This window comes from Streptomyces sp. NPDC056361 (genome assembly GCF_042262805.1).
Taxonomy (GTDB): domain Bacteria; phylum Actinomycetota; class Actinomycetes; order Streptomycetales; family Streptomycetaceae; genus Streptomyces.
The window spans coordinates 1-16,254 of sequence record NZ_JBHJQI010000036.1; the positions used below are offsets into that span (position 1 = coordinate 1).

General features: G+C 73.1%; 18 protein-coding genes. 7 read left to right on the top strand and 11 right to left on the bottom strand.

The annotated features are described in order from the left end of the window. Positions 1–43 precede the first annotated feature (43 nt). From ACFCY7_RS14455 to ACFCY7_RS14465, 3 genes are all read right to left on the bottom strand, one after another. A complete protein-coding gene (locus tag ACFCY7_RS14455; RefSeq protein WP_376484603.1) occupies positions 44–1,342 on the bottom strand; it encodes a DUF2637 domain-containing protein in 1,299 nt (432 codons plus the stop codon). A 119-nt stretch (positions 1,343–1,461) separates the two neighbouring features. Next, positions 1,462–2,193 carry a DUF3558 domain-containing protein gene (locus ACFCY7_RS14460; RefSeq protein ID WP_376484606.1) on the bottom strand — a complete coding sequence of 244 codons (732 nt, stop codon included), beginning with the start codon at positions 2,191–2,193 and terminating at the stop codon, positions 1,462–1,464. A 137-nt stretch (positions 2,194–2,330) separates the two neighbouring features. Then, positions 2,331–3,245 (bottom strand): DUF3558 domain-containing protein, encoded by a 915-nt coding sequence (locus ACFCY7_RS14465; protein ID WP_376484608.1) that lies wholly within the window; start codon positions 3,243–3,245, stop codon positions 2,331–2,333. 174 nt (positions 3,246–3,419) lie between these two features. Between ACFCY7_RS14465 and ACFCY7_RS14470 the strand changes: the two genes are divergently transcribed. Continuing rightward, a complete protein-coding gene (locus ACFCY7_RS14470) occupies positions 3,420–4,613 on the top strand; it encodes an RtcB family protein (RefSeq protein WP_376484610.1) in 1,194 nt (397 codons plus the stop codon). Positions 4,614–4,662: 49 nt separating this feature from the next. Here the strand turns inward: ACFCY7_RS14470 and ACFCY7_RS14475 are convergent, their stop codons facing one another. Further along, positions 4,663–5,526 (bottom strand): LAGLIDADG family homing endonuclease, encoded by an 864-nt coding sequence (locus ACFCY7_RS14475; protein ID WP_376484612.1) that lies wholly within the window; start codon positions 5,524–5,526, stop codon positions 4,663–4,665. A gap of 142 nt (positions 5,527–5,668) precedes the next feature. Then, positions 5,669–6,433, bottom strand: coding sequence for an SDR family NAD(P)-dependent oxidoreductase (locus ACFCY7_RS14480; RefSeq protein ID WP_376484614.1), 765 nt, complete (start codon positions 6,431–6,433; stop codon positions 5,669–5,671). 165 nt (positions 6,434–6,598) lie between these two features. Between ACFCY7_RS14480 and ACFCY7_RS14485 the strand changes: the two genes are divergently transcribed. Further along, positions 6,599–7,081 carry a hypothetical protein gene (locus ACFCY7_RS14485; RefSeq protein ID WP_376484617.1) on the top strand — a complete coding sequence of 161 codons (483 nt, stop codon included), beginning with the start codon at positions 6,599–6,601 and terminating at the stop codon, positions 7,079–7,081. Positions 7,082–7,114: 33 nt separating this feature from the next. On the opposite strand, the gene ACFCY7_RS14490 is transcribed toward ACFCY7_RS14485, so the two are convergent. Further along, positions 7,115–8,530 (bottom strand): FAD-dependent oxidoreductase, encoded by a 1,416-nt coding sequence (locus ACFCY7_RS14490; protein ID WP_376484619.1) that lies wholly within the window; start codon positions 8,528–8,530, stop codon positions 7,115–7,117. 115 nt (positions 8,531–8,645) lie between these two features. On the opposite strand from ACFCY7_RS14490, the gene ACFCY7_RS14495 reads away from it, so the two are divergent. Then, a complete protein-coding gene (locus ACFCY7_RS14495) occupies positions 8,646–9,206 on the top strand; it encodes a TetR family transcriptional regulator (protein WP_376484622.1) in 561 nt (186 codons plus the stop codon). A gap of 32 nt (positions 9,207–9,238) precedes the next feature. Further along, positions 9,239–9,724: a MarR family winged helix-turn-helix transcriptional regulator gene (locus ACFCY7_RS14500; RefSeq protein ID WP_376484624.1), complete on the top strand. Its 486-nt coding sequence runs from the start codon at positions 9,239–9,241 to the stop codon at positions 9,722–9,724. Between the two features lie 114 nt (positions 9,725–9,838). Here ACFCY7_RS14500 and ACFCY7_RS14505 read toward each other — a convergent pair whose 3' ends face one another. Then, positions 9,839–10,576 carry a Mut7-C RNAse domain-containing protein gene (locus ACFCY7_RS14505; protein ID WP_376484627.1) on the bottom strand — a complete coding sequence of 246 codons (738 nt, stop codon included), beginning with the start codon at positions 10,574–10,576 and terminating at the stop codon, positions 9,839–9,841. A gap of 416 nt (positions 10,577–10,992) precedes the next feature. Next, positions 10,993–11,844, bottom strand: a complete 852-nt coding sequence (locus ACFCY7_RS14510) for an NAD(P)H-binding protein (RefSeq protein WP_376484629.1) — start codon at positions 11,842–11,844, stop codon at positions 10,993–10,995. Between the two features lie 165 nt (positions 11,845–12,009). Between ACFCY7_RS14510 and ACFCY7_RS14515 the strand changes: the two genes are divergently transcribed. Further along, on the top strand, positions 12,010–12,459 hold the full coding sequence (locus tag ACFCY7_RS14515) for a GNAT family N-acetyltransferase (protein WP_376484630.1): 450 nt from the start codon (positions 12,010–12,012) through the stop codon (positions 12,457–12,459). Here the strand turns inward: ACFCY7_RS14515 and ACFCY7_RS14520 are convergent, their stop codons facing one another. Both ACFCY7_RS14520 and ACFCY7_RS14525 read right to left on the bottom strand, forming a co-directional pair. Then, the gene (locus ACFCY7_RS14520) at positions 12,460–12,990 is read right to left on the bottom strand and encodes a GNAT family N-acetyltransferase (protein WP_376484633.1); all 531 of its coding nucleotides are present in this window, start codon (positions 12,988–12,990) and stop codon (positions 12,460–12,462) included. It abuts the gene before it with no gap. Between the two features lie 14 nt (positions 12,991–13,004). Then, positions 13,005–13,976, bottom strand: coding sequence for a DUF6597 domain-containing transcriptional factor (locus ACFCY7_RS14525; protein WP_376484635.1), 972 nt, complete (start codon positions 13,974–13,976; stop codon positions 13,005–13,007). An 85-nt stretch (positions 13,977–14,061) separates the two neighbouring features. On the opposite strand from ACFCY7_RS14525, the gene ACFCY7_RS14530 reads away from it, so the two are divergent. After that, on the top strand, positions 14,062–14,640 hold the full coding sequence (locus ACFCY7_RS14530) for a TIGR03086 family metal-binding protein (protein ID WP_376484638.1): 579 nt from the start codon (positions 14,062–14,064) through the stop codon (positions 14,638–14,640). A 125-nt stretch (positions 14,641–14,765) separates the two neighbouring features. Here ACFCY7_RS14530 and ACFCY7_RS14535 read toward each other — a convergent pair whose 3' ends face one another. Beyond that, entirely contained in the window at positions 14,766–15,014 is a 249-nt protein-coding gene (locus ACFCY7_RS14535; protein WP_376484640.1) for a hypothetical protein, read from the bottom strand. 263 nt (positions 15,015–15,277) lie between these two features. Between ACFCY7_RS14535 and ACFCY7_RS14540 the strand changes: the two genes are divergently transcribed. Continuing rightward, positions 15,278–16,105: an ABC transporter substrate-binding protein gene (locus ACFCY7_RS14540; protein ID WP_376484642.1), complete on the top strand. Its 828-nt coding sequence runs from the start codon at positions 15,278–15,280 to the stop codon at positions 16,103–16,105. Positions 16,106–16,254: the final 149 nt, after the last annotated feature.

Below are 16,254 nucleotides of genomic sequence, written 5' to 3' on the forward strand. Positions count from 1 at the left end.
CCCCGGAATCCGGGGAGCGGCCCTCTTCACGTACCTCAGCGGTCTACGGGATGTCGACGTCGGCCCTCGCCTGCTGCACCCGCTCCTCCGCCCTCGGCACGGCCCGCCGCAGCAGGTCGATGTCGGACGGGGGGAACTCCTGGAGGCCGTACTGCTCGGCCACCAGCTGCGCCAGCTCGGCCTCGCTCGGGGCCTGGCCGTACTCGATCACGAACGTCTCCAGGACCTTGTAGACGACGTCCTCGAACTCGTCGTCCCGCGGCTCCTGCGGCTGCTCCTCGACGTACTCCGGGTACTCGACGAACTCCTCGGGACCCGGCGGCGGCACGTCCTCCGGCCCCTGCGGGACCGGGACCGGCATGGGCTCCAGGCCCTCGACGATCTGCGGGTTGTACGTGCCCTCGTACGTCTCGCTGGTGACCTGCTGCGTGTCGAACCACGGGCTGTCGTGGTTCACGGGCACCGGCTGCCCCTCAGCGGGCGGGAGCCCGGGGTGCGGGAGCCCGGGCTGCGGGAGCCCGGGCTGCGGAAGCCCGGGGTGCGGCAGCTGCTGCGGCACGGCGGCCTGCGGGACCGCCGCCACCGGCTGGGACGGGGCGGGCAGCTCGGCGTGGGCCGGCGCCACCGGCTGGGGCTGCGGGGGCAGCACAGCGGGCTCGATGCCCGCCGCGGCGAGGCCGGCGGGGGCGGTTTCGGCCAGCGGGACGCCGTAGCGGGCGAGCCGGAGGGGCATGAGGGCCTCGACCGGGGCCTTGCGGCGCCAGCTGCGGCCGTAGCGGGCCTGGAGGCGGGCCTGGTAGATCAGCCGCTCCTGCTCCAGCTTGATGACCTGCTCGTACGAGCGGAGCTCCCAGAGCTTCATGCGGCGCCAGAGCCGGAAGGTGGGCACCGGCGACAGCAGCCAGCGGGTGATGCGCACGCCCTCCATGTGCTTGTCGGCCGTGATGTCCGCGATCCGGCCCACCGCGTGCCGGGCGGCCTCGACCGCCACGACGAACAGGACCGGGATCACCGCGTGCATGCCGACGCCCAGCGGGTCCGGCCAGGCGGCCGCGCCGTTGAACGCGATCGTCGCCGCCGTCAGCACCCAGGCGGTCTGACGCAGCAGCGGGAACGGGATCCGCAGCCAGGTCAGCAGCAGGTCGAGGGCGAGCAGCACACAGATGCCCGCGTCGATGCCGATGGGGAAGAAGTACGAGAAGGTGCCGAAGCCCTTCTGCAGCGCGAGCTCGCGCACGGCGGCGTACGAGCCCGCGAAACCGATCCCCGCGATGATCAGCGCACCGGCGATGACGAGGCCGATGAGTATTCGGTGTGTGCGTGTCAGCTGCATCGCGGCCACCCGCGATCCCTCCCGTCAAACGACATCCGGCGCGCACAGAGTGGCACATGCGCGCGAAACCCGGCCCCCGGGGGAGGGACGGGCTCCGCTTTAATGTGCCGCTCTGCGCCGGTCTGTGACTACTTGTTCGCCGCCGCGACGGCCGCGACGGCTTCCTTGGCCGCCTTCACGGCACCGTCCATGACCTGCTTGTCCGTCGGCCCGATGGCACCCGCGTATCCGGCGCCGTTGAACGAGAGGAGGACCAGCACGTTGCCCGTACGCGCCACGACCGAGGTGTAGACGAAGTCCTCGTCCGTCTTGCGCAGCTGGTAGGAGACGGCCTGCGCCTCGTCGCCGACACCCGCGGCCGTCGTCGTGCGGAGCTTCTTGGCGCCGGGGGTCTCCTGGACCTTCGCGACCTCCTTCGCCAGGTTCTCCTGGGCGCGCTCCTGGCCACTGCCGAGCGAGGCGTCCGACTCGTACCGGTAGAACGACACGTCGAGCCAGCGGTAGTGCGAGCCGTGCACGCCCTTGTCCTCCAGGCCGTTCCACGAGCAGCCGCCGCGGCTGGCCAGGTCGCTGGACGCGATCGGCGTGCCGTTCTTGGTCTTCGCCTTGGGGACCAGGGAGGCCGTGGTCTTGGCGGAGATCGACTTGCAGACGTCGGGCAGCTTCGCGAACTTCGCGGGCTCGACCGTCTTCGTCGACTGCTTCGGCGACGGGGTCGCGGAGGAGGAGGCGGACGTCTTGTCCTGGCCCTTGCCCGTGCCGGAGCCACCGGAGTCGGAGGAGCAGCCGGCGGCGACGAGCATCACCGGGACGGCGGCGCAGGCGAGTATGCGGGAGAGTCGCGGAGCTGATCGCTGCATGGTTCCTTCAGTCGCTTGTCGTACGGTCCGGCCGGCGGTCCGGTGGGGGTCGGCCATGGCCGTGGCCATGGGGGACGGTCACGGGTACGCCGACACGTTACGTGGTCGCCGACCGCTCACGCGGTGGAGCCGGACGGCTACTCCTCCAGGCGCTCGGCGAGCAGCCGGGCCAGGTTCCGGGCCTTTTCCTGCAGTTCCGTGCTGTCGGGGGCCTCGGTGGAACCGGTGGTCTGCTCCCGGTAGGAGATGGTCACGATGACGTTGGATGTGCGGAAGACCACGCTGACGGCGCGCTGGTGGCCGTTCGCGCCGACCTTGCCGAGGGTGTCGTCGAGGTACGCGATGTCGCCGAGGTCGTCGAGGAGGCGCGGTTCGAGGCCGGTGGAGGTGGAGGTCGGCGCGGGGTCGGCGGAGCCGGTGCCGGACGGGGTGGCACCGGTCGTCGGCGCCTTGGTCGCCGGGGGCTTGCCCGGGGTGGTGAGCGGGGCTCCGGTCGTCGCCTTGGTCGCGGTGGCCGTCGGCGTCGGCGTCGGGGCCGTGGCGGTCGGCGAGGGGGGAGCGGTGGGCGCCAGGGGGATGCCCGCTTCGAGCTGCCTGGCGGTGAACACGGACTGCGCGCGGTCGGCGTCGCTGATGGTCGTGTCGTACGAGACGACCCGCTCGATGTCGAGCGTGAGCCGGTGCGAGGCGTCCGGGCTGTCGGCCCGCCAGGTGCAGCCGACGCGCCGGTCGGTGTCGTACGTGACGGCGGCGGTGCCGCGGTACGCCTTGTCGCGCTCGGTGTCGGGCAGCGAGGCGGCGCCGGGCAGCAGGTCCTTGAGGGTGGCCTGGGGGACGGAGCCGCAGGGCTCGAAGAGGGTGCGGTAGCGGCCGGGCGGCGCGACGGGGGCGGCGGGGCCGGCCTTGGCGTCGACGGTGATGTCGTCGGCGGGCGCGCCGGCGGAGCACCCGGTGAGGCCGAGGCCGAGGCCCAGCCCGAGGACGCTGGTGAGGGCGACGGCGGTCCGAGCCGTGGACCCGGTGCGACCGGGGGCGTACCTCTTTCGCTGCACGGTCCCAGGCTCCCTTCTCCCGAAGTCTTTCCCGAAAACTGTTTGCCGCGCGAACCCGGCCGATGGACACAATGTCTATCGCACACGCAGCTGTTGATGCCGGTCCGCTGTCACCTGTACGGGCTTTGGCTCCGGTTTTTGCGTTATCAGACTTTTCGGGGGAATCGAGGAAGTATGTCGTACGTAGAGGTACCCGGAGCGAACGTACCGATCCGCATGTGGGCCGATCCCTCCACGGTCGAGGGCGGCGCCATGCAGCAGCTGCACAACGTGGCCACCCTGCCCTGGATCAAGGGCCTCGCCGTCATGCCGGACGTCCACTACGGCAAGGGCGCGACGGTCGGCTCGGTCATCGCGATGCAGGGCGCGGTCTGTCCGGCGGCGGTCGGTGTGGACATCGGCTGCGGCATGTCCGCCGTCAAGACGTCGCTCACGGCGAACGACCTGCCGGGCGACCTGTCCCGGCTCCGCTCGAAGATCGAGCAGGCGATCCCGGTCGGGCGCGGGCTGCACCGCGAGGCGGTGGACCCGAAGCGGCTGTTCCAGTTCCCGACGGCGGGGTGGGACGACTTCTGGTCGCGGTTCGACGGGGTCGCGGAGTCGGTCAAATTCCGTCGTGAACGGGCCGGACAGCAGATGGGTACGCTCGGATCGGGCAACCACATGATCGAAGTCTGTCTGGATCAGTCGGGGTCGGTCTGGCTGATGCTGCACTCCGGCTCCCGCAACATCGGCAAGGAGCTGGCCGAGCACCACATCGGCGTGGCCCAGAAGCTGTCCCACAACCAGGGCCTGGTCGATCGCGACCTGGCGGTGTTCGTCTCGGACACCCCGCAGATGGCGGACTACCGCAACGATCTGTACTGGGCGCAGGAGTACGCGAAGTACAACCGCGCGATCATGATGGCGCTCCTGAAGGAAGTGATCCGCAGGGAGTTCCGGAAGGCCAAGGTGACCTTCGGGACGGAGATCTCCTGCCATCACAACTACGTGGCGGAGGAGCGGTACGAAGGCATGGACCTGCTGGTCACGAGGAAGGGCGCCATTCGGGCAGGCTCCGGGGAGTTCGGGATCATCCCCGGATCGATGGGGACCAGCTCGTACATCGTGAAGGGGCTCGGCAACGAGAAGGCCTTCAACTCCGCGTCGCACGGCGCGGGGCGCAGGATGAGCCGGAGCGCGGCCAAGAAGCGCTTCACGGTGCGGGACCTGGAGGAGCAGACACGGGGCGTGGAGTGCCGCAAGGACTCCGGCGTCGTCGACGAGATCCCGGGGGCTTACAAGCCGATCGAGCAGGTGATGGAGCAGCAGCGGGACCTGGTCGAGGTCGTCGCGAAGCTGAAGCAGTTCATCTGCGTGAAGGGCTGACGCTGAGATGGGCCTCCGGCACGACGTGCCGGAGGCCCATCGGCGTGCCCTAGAGGCCGCGTGGATTCGGGCCGATGCCGTTGGCGAGGCGCCACCGCCGCACTTGGCAGCCGCTCTGGGACCGACCCAGTTCTGTGGCCGCGTGGGCCATTGTGGGCGCAGCGAGCAGGGTGCGGTCTTCCTCGGCGGTCCAGGGTTTCCGGGGAGGCCGGATCTTCATCCCGGGCGGGCGCACCCAGGAGGCGAGAGAAACGGCGGCACTCTTCTTGCGCTCCAGAGCGAGGCAGGCGGGGTAGTAGAGGTGTGCGGCCAGCTGGACGGCCGCCTCCTTCGTGTACAGGACGTTGTAGACCCCGTCGCGGGTGTTCCGGCTGATCCGGCGTTCCGCACCGGTGACCCGCTTCGCGTAGTGGCACAGGTAGGCGCCAACGGCGGTGCTGGACGTCGTGAGGGAGACGAACGGGAAGCCCTGGCCCGTGTAGCCGACGGAGCCGTCGGCGTCGATGATGCCGCGGAGGTAGTCACGGCGGGAGAACTCGACGCGGGGCGGCTTGATCTTCGTGGACTTCCTGCCGTAAGGCAGGCCGGCCTGGTTGAGCGTGGTGCGCGCTTCGAGTGCGCACAGGCTCCAGATGGCCGAGTGGTGCTCCTTCGAGAAGTTCGTGGACCTGGTGCGTTCGGTGATGCTGCTGTTGTACGGGGTCAGCCGCTGGAACTCACGGAGGATGTCGACGTCCCGCACGTTGACCTCGACGGTCAGTCGCCCCCGGTGACGTGTCTGTTCGCTGAGGTGTCCGTCGGCTTGCAGGAAGCCGAGCATGTAGGCGTACTCGGGGTCCTTGACGTTCATGAAGATGGGCGCGAGGGCGCTGATGTCGAAGAGCGCGGGCGCGCTAGGGTCCTGTTCAGCCATGGGAAGTCGTCTCTTCCTTCTGGTGAGGCCCTCGGCGGGGACTGCAATCCCTGCCGAGGGCCGTTCTGTATGGAGTTGTCTTCGACGTTAGGTCGGGGTTTCGGTTGTCGTGCGGGTGATCGGGGGGATTCACCCGGACGTGTCAGAGCTCGCGGTGGACCTTGGTGTTGGAGGCCTGGGCGCGGGGGCGGACGACGAGGAGGTCGATGTTGACGTGCGGGGGGCGGGTGCAGGCCCAGGTGATGGTGTCGGCGACGTCGTCGGCGGTGAGGGGTTCGGCGACGCCGGCGTAGACCTTGGCGGCCTTGTCGGTGTCGCCGCGGAAGCGGGTGGTCGCGAACTCGTCGGTCTTGACCATGCCGGGGGCGATCTCGATGACGCGGACGGGGGTGCCGACGATCTCGAGGCGGAGGGTCTCGGCGATGACGCGGGCGCCGTTCTTGGCGGCGACGTAGCCGGCGCCGCCCTCGTAGGTCGAGTGGCCCGCGGTGGAGGAGAGGACGACGACCGTGCCGTCCCCGCCGGCGGTGAGTGCGGGGAGCAGGGCCTGGGTGAGGTTCAGCGTCCCGATGACGTTGACCTCGTACATCCGGCGCCAGTCGTCGGGGTCGCCGGTGGCGACGGGGTCGGCGCCGAGGGCGCCGCCGGCGTTGTTCACGAGGACGGCGAGGGTGCGGAAGGCGGTGGCGAACTCGTCGACGGCGGCGCGGTCGGTGACGTCGAGGGCGTAGGCGGTGGCCTGGTGGCCGGCTTCGTTGATCTCGGCGGCCAGGGCCTCGATGCGGTCCTTGCGGCGGGCGGTGAGGACCACGCGGTAGCCGGCGGCGGCCAGCTGCCTCGCGGTGGCGGCGCCGATTCCGCTGCTCGCTCCGGTGATGACGGCGATGGGGGTACCGGGGCCGGTCATGACGTGCTCCTCGCGCAGGTGGTCGATTACGTCGATCGCCCGGTCAGGATAGGTGGGGGCGGGGGGCGGCGGCCGCGTGGGGCGAGTGCGGCCGGGGCGGGGGCTCGGGACACGCGGGCTGAAGGGTTGTCAGAAGATGTGATGGTAGGTGGGTATTTTGGGCCTATGCGTGGATTGCGGAAGGGTGTGCTCGGGGTTGCTCTCGCGGCCGTGGTGGTGATGGGCGCGGGGGTGAGTGCCGGCGCCGTGGGGCCGAAGGCCGGGCCCGAGGCGGATCTGTCCCATCACGGACACGCCTCCCTCTGGGACGGGAGGCTCGGCGTCTGGCTGGTCAGTGAGAACCACGGGCCCTCCGACCTCTCCCAGGCGACGGTCAGGCTCGCCTTCTCCGCGCAGATGGCGGGCGGCCAGGAGCTGCCGCCGGCCTGCCTGTGGAGCAGCGACCGGGTGGTGTCCTGCCGGACCGGCGAGCTGCGGGCCGTGGGGGGCGTCGGGGAGCTGGCGCTGGACCTGCGGACCGCGGGGATGCCGGACGAGCTGACGGTGGAGATCACCACGGCCTGGCGGGACGGGGTGGCCGACCGGAACTCGAGGAACGACCGGCACCGGGTCCTGGTGCTCGCCACCGGCGACCCGTACGTCTTCTGACGCGTTCCGGGGCGGCATCGGCAGGCCGGTGGGTCAGCGGTCGGCCGAGAAGACGTATCCGTCGGGGCGGACGAGGACGGTGGCGCGCTCGGCCGGGTCCGTCCAGGTGGCCCGGGTGAGGTGCTTCGCCGTGACGGGCGCGGTCGGCGGGAGGGCGGGGGACGCGCCTTCCGGGGCGATCAGGACGAACTCGCCCCCGCGGAGCAGCTCGTAGAGCCGGCCCTCGCGGAGGCGCACGTCGGGTGCGCGGCGGCCCGAGGGGCGGCCGGTGCCGGGCGCCGGCGCGTACGCGATGCCGATTCCGCTGATCATGCCCATGGCCCGGTTCGTGGCCGGCCGGATCGCGCCCAGGAGGCGGGCGGCGAGTGAGCGGGCGGCGCGGGTGAGCGGGGTGTGGGCCATCGCGAGGCGCACGATGGCGCCGCTGCTGCGGAGCACCGCGGCGCCGACCGGGTGCCGCTCGGACTGGTAGCTGTCGAGGAGGGCCTCGGCGTCGGGTGCCTCGCCGCGGAGGGCCGCGACGAGTTTCCAGGAGAGGTTGGCGGCGTCCTGGAGGCCGGTGTTCATGCCCTGGCCGCCGGCGGGGGAGTGGACGTGGGCGGCGTCCCCGGCGAGGAAGACCCGGCCGACGCGGTAGGCGGGGGCCTGGCGCTCGTCGCTGTGGAAGCGGGAGATCCAGCGGGCGTCGTGCATGCCGTAGTCGGTGCCGAAGGCGAGGCGGGCGATCTCGCGGACCTCGTCGAGGTCGACGGGCTCGCTGTCGGGGACCTGGTGGGTGCGGTCCCAGCCCATCACCCGGTACCAGCCGTCGCCGAAGGGGGCGAGGAAGCCGAAGGTCTTCCCGGAGCCGCTGACGGTGAACGACTCGGCCGGCTCCTCCGCGAGCCGGACGTCGGCGAGGACGATGGAGCGGATCACGGAACGGCCGGGGAAGGGCAGGCCGAGGGCGGAGCGGACGGCGCTGCGGACGCCGTCGGCGCCGACCAGATGGCGGGCGCGGAGGGCGAGGGGGCCGTCGGGGCCGGTGAGGTCGGCGGTGACCGCGTCGGCGTCCTGGCGCAGTCCGCGGAGCTCGGTCTCGTACCGGAAGGTGACACCGGCGGCCACCGCCCGGCGCTCCAGGAGGCGCTCGACCTCGTACTGCGGGGTGACGAGCAGGTGGTCGAAGCGGGTGGCGAGGCGGGTCAGGTCGAGGTCGAGACGGCCGAAGAGCCGGGCGTGGGTGAGGGTCGTGCCGGTGGTGAGGAGCTCGTCCGCGAGGCCGCGGGCGTCGAGCTGCTCCAGGGTGCGGGCGTGGACGCCGAAGGCCCGGGTGAGGTTGCCGAGGCCGTGCGGGCGGCGCTCGACGAGGGTGACGTCGATGCCGGCGGCGGCCAGGTCGCCGGCGAGGAGCAGGCCGGTGGGACCGGCGCCGACGACGAGTACGTCCGTGTCCGTGGTGGTGCTCATGGCTGCCTCCAAGGGGTCCACGCCCGTTGGCCAACGGTTGTTTGCCAACGCTCGTTGACCACGGTAGGGCCGCCCCTGATGACATGTCAACACCCGTTGGCCTACAGTCGTTGGTATGACGACCGTCCGCCGCTCCGACGCCACCCGGGCCGCCATCCTGGAGGCCGCCCGCGAGCGCTTCGCCTCCGACGGGTACGAGCGCGCCACCATCCGGGCCATCGCCCGTGACGCAGGGATCGACCCGTCGATGGTCATGCGCTACTACGGCAACAAGGAGGGGCTGTTCGCGGCCGCCTCCGAGATCGAGCTCGACCTTCCCGAGCTGGGCCTCCTGCCGGCGCGGCACATCGGGGCCGTCCTCGTCACCCACTTCCTGGAGCGCTGGGAGCGGGACGAGGTCCTGACCGGGATGCTGCGGGTGGGGGTCACCAACGAGGCCGGGGCCGCGCGCATGCAGGCGGTCTTCGCCCGGCAGCTGGGGCCCGTCACCGCCGGCGTCTGCCCCGATCCGGACGAGGCCCCGCGCCGGGCGGCGCTGGTCGCCTCGCAGATCCTCGGCATGGCGCTCGCCCGCTACGTGCTGAGGCTGCCGCCGGCCGTCGAGATGTCCACCGACGAGATCGTCGCCTGGCTGGGGCCGACCGTGCAGCGCTACCTCACGGCGGAAGCCCCCTGACCCCGGCGGTCCCCGAGCCGTACGATCTCTGCATGACGCAGAAGAGTTCCGCCCGGCGCGAGGCCCTCATGACCGAGCTGTTCGGGGAGGCGCGGCGCTACATGGCCGCCTACGCCCTGTTCAACCAGGCCGTCGCCGATCACCTGGGGCTCCACCCGACCGACGTGCAGTGCCTGAACCTGCTCAGCCTGGAGGAGGGCCCGGTGACCACCGGGCGGGTCGCCGAACTGACCGGGCTCACCACGGGCTCGGCGACCCGGCTCGTCGACCGCCTCGAACGGTCCGGGTACGTGACGCGCGAGCGGGACACCGAGGACCGCCGGCGGGTCCTCGTGGCCCTCGAACCCGCGCGGATGGCGGAGCTCGGCGCCCTGTGGCGGAAGCTGAACGGGACCTGGGGCACGATGTTCGACGTCTACACCGATGCCGAAGTCGCCCTGCTCATCGCCCACATGCGGCGCACCGTCGAGGTGAGCGCCGCGCAGATCGAGCGGCTGCGCGGCGGCGAGCTCGACTGATCGGACCGAGGCGAGCCGACCGGCCCCGGTCCGACCCGAGCCGACCGGGCAGACCGGAGCCGATCCGGCCGACCTGAGTCGACTTGGTCCGACCCGGCCCGCCTCGGGGCGGGGTCAGGCGGTCGTCGCGCCGCCGAACTCCCGTACCGCGTCGGCGACGATCTCCTCCAGGCGGGCGTGGTGGGCGCCGCGCCAGTAGACCCGGCCGCAGGCCGCGCACTGGGCGAAGACGTCGTACGTCTTCTCGGTGCCCTGTTCGAGGCGCTCGCGGACGGTGTCCTTGTCGGCGTCGGTCAGCTCGCCGTTGCACGCGGTGCAGCGGCTCCAGGGCGCCAGCTGCGGGGCGAACCGCTCCAGGACGTCGCGGAGCTGGTCGTCCGGCCGGTCGCTGTAGACGTAGGCGCCCGCCCACAGTTCGCGGCGGCGCAGCAGGCCGCGGTCGCGCGAGAGCATGACGCGCCGCTCGCGCGCGGAGAGCGCGGCGAGGGCGGGGTCGCCGATGTCCTCGCTCTCGTACGCCGCGTCCACGCCGAGTAGCCGCAACCGCCGGGCCAGCGTGCCGAGGTGCACGTCCAGCAGGAACCGGAGCGGTGCGCCGGGTACCGGCTGCGGACGGGCCACGCCCTCCACCTCGACCGTCTCGCCCGCCGCCGGGACGTGCGACGTGTCGACGGGGCGGCCGTCGACCAGGAGTCGCCCGGCCTCGGTGAGCGGCACCCCCAGCGACTCCACGACATGCCCCAGCGAGGAGCTGCCGTCGGTGGTCACCGGGGTGCGGCCCGAGCGCCGCTCCGAGGCGACGAAGACCTGCAGGCCGGGGGCGAAACTGATCTGGATCTCCGGTCCGTTCACGGGGACAGGATGTCACCGGGGCGAGCCGGACGGCCAGGGAATTCGCCCCGGGCGAGGGCCGCGGTGAGGCCTGCGGCAAGGGCGCCCGGGCGAGGTCTGCGGCGAGGGCGCCGGGGTGGGGGCTCAGCGCGCCTCGTGGGGTGTCCGGGGCGGGGGCCGGGCCGGTCTCAGTACGAGTCGGGGGCCGGGCCCGGGCTGAGCGCGAGTCGGGGCCGAGCGCGGGTCGGGGTCGGGTGCGGGGCCGAGCGCGGGTCGAGGGCGGGCGCGGGGCCGAGCGCGGGTCGAGGGCGGTCGGGGTGTCGTGCCTGGCCGGATGGGGTGGCTGAGGCGTCGGGCGGGAGCTCCGTGCTGAGGCGCCGGGCAGGCTGTGGGTGGCGGCGCCGTGGTGGGGGCGCCGCGCGGTGGTTCGGGGCGGGTCAGGGGCGGAAGGCCTCGGCGTGGTCGGCGACCCAGGTGGCGAAGGGGCGGGCCGGGTGGCCGGTGAGCTCCTCGACGGTGCGGGTCAGGGGGACGGGGCGGCCGTCGTGCGAGGCCCAGTAGGAGAGGAGGGCGTTCGCGAAGGCTTCCGGTATGAAGCCGGCGACCGACCGCTTCCATTCCTCGGGGGTGACGACGGTGTGGGGAGCGGGCCGTCCCGTCACCTCGGCGATGATCGCCAGCTGCTCGGTGAAGGTCAGCGACTCGGGGCCGGTCAGCAGGTACGAGGAGCCGCGCAGCCGGGGGTCGGTGAGCACCGCGAAGGCGGCCTCGGCGACATCGCACTCGTGGATCGGGTCGCCGTGCGTCCGCGGATGGGGGAGGGCCGGCGCCTGCCCGCCGCGGAGCGCGCCGGCCCACTGCAGGGCGTTGGTGGCGAAGGCGCCCGGCTGGAGGTGGGTGGCCTCGAAGGCCCCGGCGGCCGCGGCGGCGGAGAGGGCGCGCTCGGCCGCGAGGTGGGAGGCGGCGATGGGGTTCTCGGCGGCGTCCGGGGCGAGGACGGAACTGGAGGAGAGCAGGACGACGTGCTCGACGCCGGCGGCGCGGGCCCGGTCGGCGAAGGCCTCGGCGTGGGTGGCATCGGCGTACAGGAAGACGGAGTCGACCCCGGCCAGGGCGGCGTCGAAGGTGGCCGGATCGGCGAGGTCGCAGCGCACGGTCTCGGCGCCGCCGGGTGGGGAGAGGTCCTCCGGGTGCTTGGAGGCGGCTTTCGCCTTGATGCCCGCGGCGTCGAGCAGGCCGAGCAGGGTGGTGGCGACGCGGCCGCGACTGCCGGTGACGAGAACGGTCATGGGAGGTCCTTTCGGAGGGGCGGGGCGGCACACGGCGCACGGCGCACGGCGCACGCGCGCCACTGCCGGTATCGCTGCGTTGCGAATAATCTGCGTTACGCAGATAAATATCCGTGAGGAAGCCTCGCCCGTCAACCCCGAAAAAACCTGGGGTACCGTCCCGGCATGAAGATCACCGACCTCGAACCCGGCGACCTCCGGCTGGAGAGCGACCTCCTGCCGGTCCTCTCCGAGCTCCGCCCGCACCTCACCCCGGAGCTCTTCCGCGAGGTGTACGAGGCCGGGCACCCCCAGGGCCTGCGGTTCAGCGCCGCCTACACGGACGACGGCCGCTGCGTCGGTGCGGCCGGCTGGCGGATCGTCAACAACACCAGCTCGCTGCGCAAGCTCTACGTCGACGACCTGGTGACCGCCGCCGCCGACCGCTCGACCGGCGTCGGCCACGCGCTCGTCGCCCACCTGGAGACCCACGCCCGCGCGGCCGGCTGCCACGAGCTCAACCTGGACTCCGGCACCCACCGCACCGGAGCCCACCGCTTCTACCTGCGCGAGCGCTTCGACATCGTGGCCTTCCACTTCACCCGGCCGCTCACCGCGCAGGACGACACCCCCTAGCTAGGGGGTGTCTCGCCGCAGATCGGCCCGCCAGTCGTTGCAGCGCATCGGACGCCCCGGCGGGTACTCGAAGTCCCGCTCGCCGAGCAGCTCGAACCCCGCCTTGCGGCACACCGCGTTCGACGCGGCGTTGTCCGCCGACGGGAAGGCGTGCAGGTGGTGGTGGCGGCCCGCGGCACGGGCCCGCTCCACCACCGCGCGCGTGGCGGCCGTCGCCAGGCCGCGGCCCTGGAAGCCCGGCAGCACCGACCACCCGGTCTCGTACACCGGCTCGCCGTCCCAGGTCTGCGCCCAGTAGCCGATGCTGCCCACCACGGCCTCCTCGGGCAGCAGCACGATCCGGAACATCCGCCCCGCGCCCGTGTCGTCGGCGCTCAGGTCCACGTACCGACGGTGGCGCCGGGTGAGCTGCTCCTCGGTCTCGGGGCCGCCGAGGTGGTGCGTCGACTCGGGGGAGTTCAGGGCGCGCAGCAGGCCGGCGTCCTCCTCGGACCAGGCCTCCAGGCGTACGCGTGCGGTGTCGTCGTCCATGCCCGAACGGTAGGTCAGGGCACTGACAGCCCGCGGGCGTACGCGGTCGGCGACACCCCGATCGTCGCCGTGAAGTCCCGTACGAGATGGGCCTGATCGCTGTAGCCCAGTTCGGCCGCGAGCCCGGCCCAGTCCGCGGACTCCGCCGACTCGGCCCGTTCCAGGGCCTCGTGGATGCGGTAGCGCAGGATCACCCACTTCGGGCCGACGCCGACGTGGGAGGCGAACAGCCGCTGGAGGGAGCGCGCCGAGAGGCCGGACGCGGCCGCCAGCAGGGACACCTTCCGGACGCCGCGGTCCGAGCGGATCAGGTCCACCAGCTCCATCGCCTGCTCGGCGGCCGGGTCGGGTGCCGGCTCCCGGGCCAGGAGGAAGGCGTCGAGCGCCGCCACGCGCGCGTGGTCGGTGTCGGGGGTGAGGACGGCGGCGAGCGGACCGGCGTCCCCGTTCCCGATCGGCTCGGCGGTGCAGGAGTCCCCACCCCCGGCCGGCTCGGCGGTGCGAGGGTCCCCGCCCCCGGCCGGCTCGGCGGCGAGCGGACCGGTGTCTCCGCCCCCACCCGGCTCGGCGGTGCGCACGGCCTCGTCACCGAACACCTCCGCGAGGGGGACCCGGCGGCCCGTCCAGGTCGACGCCGGCCACGCGGGCGCGAAGGGGCGGAAGCCGCCGGGTCGGAACTGCACGCCGCAGACCCGGCCCGTGCCGGTCAGCTTCTGCGTGAAGAGGCCGAGGCCGATCCCGGAGACCTCGGCCGACGACTCGGCCTCGTCCGGCGGGCCGTACCGCTGGAAGACGACGTTCACCGACGGGTGCGGGACGACGTGGCTCGCGTACGGCTCCGGCAGGTCCCAGTCGATGAGCCAGTAGTGCTCCAGGTAGGGCCGCAGGGCGGGCGCCGGGGTGTGGCGGCGGAAGCGGACGCGGGAGAGCAGCTCGGCGGGGTCGACGATGCCCCGGGTGTCCCGGCGGGGAGCGGAGGCGGACATGACCCGCATGCTAGATCGGGGACCCGCTCGCGCATGGCGTGTTTCTTCAAGACCGGGGCGGGCATGCTCGCCTAGCGTCGATTCCATGACGAACCAGGACACGCCCCGCATCGCCGACCTGCTGAACACCGCCGCCGCGCAGGCCGCGCCCCTGGTCGAGGGCACGGACGACGCCTCGCTCGGCGCGCCCACGCCGTGCGCCGAGTACGACGTGCGCGATCTGCTCAACCACCTGTTCTCCGTCGTGGTGAACTTCCAGGCCCTCGCCGCGAAGCAGGCGCCCGACTTCTCCGTGACGCCCGACCGGGTCGCCGAGGCCGGGTGGCGGGCGGGCTTCGAGGCGGAGGCCGGGAAGCTGGTCGAGGCCTGGGCGGCGCCGGGTGCGGAGGAGGGCACGTCCGGGGCGATGGGGCTGCCCGCGCGGACCGTCGGGTCCATGGTGCTGCTCGACCTGACCGTGCACGCCTGGGACCTGGCGCGGGCCACCGGGCGGTCCTTCGAGCCGGACCCGGCCGTGGTGGCGGGGCTCGTGGAGGAGGTGGAGCGGATGGCGCCGATGGCTCGGGAGATGAACGTCTTCGGGGAGGCCGTCGACCTGCCGGAGGGGGCCACCGCCTTCCAGCGCCTCCTCGCGACGACCGGCCGCGACCCGCGCGCCTGGTAGGACCGCGCCTGGTAGGACCGCGATGTGAGGACCGCGATGTGAGGGCCGTGACGTGAGGGCCGCGATGGTGGGACCGCAGCAGGGGGACAGGGTCCTGGGCGGTGGCGTCCGGGGCTCGGCGGCGGTCAGCGCAGGCGGCCGGGGGAGCCCGGGGAGAGGCGGGAGACGACCTGGCCGAAGGCGTGCTCTTCGGCGGGCGTGAGGGCGACGGACTCCTGCGGGTGCCAGACGCGTTCGAGCGGGGTGTTCGCCCGGTCGCGGCGGTCGCGGGCGCGGGCCCGCAGGCCCAGCGTCAGCCAGACGACCGTCGAGACGGCGAGGACGCCGAAGAGCGTGAGGACCCGGGGGTCGGACAGCTGGCCGGGCAAGGACATGGCTCACTCCAGGACGTGAGGGCCGTCCGTGATCCGCGCGCCCCGGCAGGCGGCGCGCTGTGCGACGGCACCGGTGATTCCTTCTGCTTCCTCCCGACCTGTTCAGTTAACACCACCCTGGGGGACTTTCGGCAGGGGGTCCGGGACCGAAGTCCCGGCCGGCCGGCACGGCGCCCCGTCGGCCGCAGGCCCTCTTGTGCGGGCCGGAGAACCGCTTCAAGGTGACGGGAGAGGGTGATTCCGGCCGGGGAGGGAGCTGCCGCATGTCCGGAGCACAGGCATGGGGATTCACGGACGACAGAGGCGCGGAGCAGAGTGCGGCGGCCGTGCCGCGGCGGGTGGTCGCGTACGTCCGGGCCGGAGCGGCCCTGCACGACCTGGGGGTGACACCGGTCGCCGTCTACGGCTCCGGGCACGACGGCGAGGTGCTCGATCCGGCGAAGGCTGGCGGCCTCGCGGAGGCCGGGGTCCCGTACGTCGGTCCGGGCCGGGCCCTGGACGAGGAGCGGCTGCGGGAGCTGCGGCCGGACCTGGTCGTGGACGTGACCTACGACGGGAAGAGCCCGTACGCGCTGGACGAGGGGGTCGCCGAGCGGCTCGGGGTGCCGCTCGTCGCGCTCTCCGTCGGCAACGAGCTGCCCCTCGCGGCGATCCTCGACCGGTTCGGCGCGCTGGCCGCGTCCCTGGGGGCGGCCCCGTCGGAGGAGTCCGGGCTGGGGGCCGCCGAGGCCGCCCTCCGGGAGGCGGCCGGCCGGATCGGGCTCGGGGTGCTCGTCCTCTCCGGTGCGGGCCCCGACCAGGTCCATCTGGCCCGGCCGCAGGCCTGGCCCGAGCTGGCGCGGCTCGCGGAGCTCGGGGTGCGGCTGCTCGACCCGGGCCCAGGGCCGGGGGCCAACTGGCTCACCGCCGACTGGGACCGCGCCGCCGAACTCCGTCCCGGCCTCGTCCTCTTCGACAGCCGGGAGCACGCCACCCCGCCGCACGGGGCTCCGGCCGCGGCCCGGCTCGCCCCCTGGAACCCGGAGACACCGCCCAGCCCGGCCGCGTACGCGCGCTTCTTCCACGACCTCGCCCGAGCGCTGACGGCCTGAGCGGTCGCGCACCACCCGGGCGGCCCCCGAGCGGGCAGCCGCGCACGGCCCGGGCGAGGGCGAGCCCCGGGGCCCGTCCTCGGGCCTGTCGTCACCTTCCCGTCTGCCCCGCCCTTCGGGCCCCCGCCCTTCGGGCCCCCGCCCTTCGG

Excerpts from the sequence above, each read along its gene's own strand:
- ACFCY7_RS14460 (WP_376484606.1), bottom strand. The coding sequence starts at position 2,193 with ATGCAGCGATCAGCTCCGCGACTCTCCCGCATACTCGCCTGCGCCGCC.
- ACFCY7_RS14470 (WP_376484610.1), top strand. The coding sequence starts at position 3,420 with ATGTCGTACGTAGAGGTACCCGGAGCGAACGTACCGATCCGCATGTGG.
- ACFCY7_RS14475 (WP_376484612.1), bottom strand. The coding sequence starts at position 5,526 with ATGGCTGAACAGGACCCTAGCGCGCCCGCGCTCTTCGACATCAGCGCC.
- ACFCY7_RS14480 (WP_376484614.1), bottom strand. The coding sequence starts at position 6,433 with ATGACCGGCCCCGGTACCCCCATCGCCGTCATCACCGGAGCGAGCAGC.
- ACFCY7_RS14485 (WP_376484617.1), top strand. The coding sequence starts at position 6,599 with ATGCGTGGATTGCGGAAGGGTGTGCTCGGGGTTGCTCTCGCGGCCGTG.
- ACFCY7_RS14490 (WP_376484619.1), bottom strand. The coding sequence starts at position 8,530 with ATGAGCACCACCACGGACACGGACGTACTCGTCGTCGGCGCCGGTCCC.
- ACFCY7_RS14495 (WP_376484622.1), top strand. The coding sequence starts at position 8,646 with ATGACGACCGTCCGCCGCTCCGACGCCACCCGGGCCGCCATCCTGGAG.
- ACFCY7_RS14500 (WP_376484624.1), top strand. The coding sequence starts at position 9,239 with ATGACGCAGAAGAGTTCCGCCCGGCGCGAGGCCCTCATGACCGAGCTG.
- ACFCY7_RS14510 (WP_376484629.1), bottom strand. The coding sequence starts at position 11,844 with ATGACCGTTCTCGTCACCGGCAGTCGCGGCCGCGTCGCCACCACCCTG.
- ACFCY7_RS14515 (WP_376484630.1), top strand. The coding sequence starts at position 12,010 with ATGAAGATCACCGACCTCGAACCCGGCGACCTCCGGCTGGAGAGCGAC.
- ACFCY7_RS14520 (WP_376484633.1), bottom strand. The coding sequence starts at position 12,990 with ATGGACGACGACACCGCACGCGTACGCCTGGAGGCCTGGTCCGAGGAG.
- ACFCY7_RS14525 (WP_376484635.1), bottom strand. The coding sequence starts at position 13,976 with ATGTCCGCCTCCGCTCCCCGCCGGGACACCCGGGGCATCGTCGACCCC.
- ACFCY7_RS14530 (WP_376484638.1), top strand. The coding sequence starts at position 14,062 with ATGACGAACCAGGACACGCCCCGCATCGCCGACCTGCTGAACACCGCC.
- ACFCY7_RS14535 (WP_376484640.1), bottom strand. The coding sequence starts at position 15,014 with ATGTCCTTGCCCGGCCAGCTGTCCGACCCCCGGGTCCTCACGCTCTTC.
- ACFCY7_RS14540 (WP_376484642.1), top strand. The coding sequence starts at position 15,278 with ATGTCCGGAGCACAGGCATGGGGATTCACGGACGACAGAGGCGCGGAG.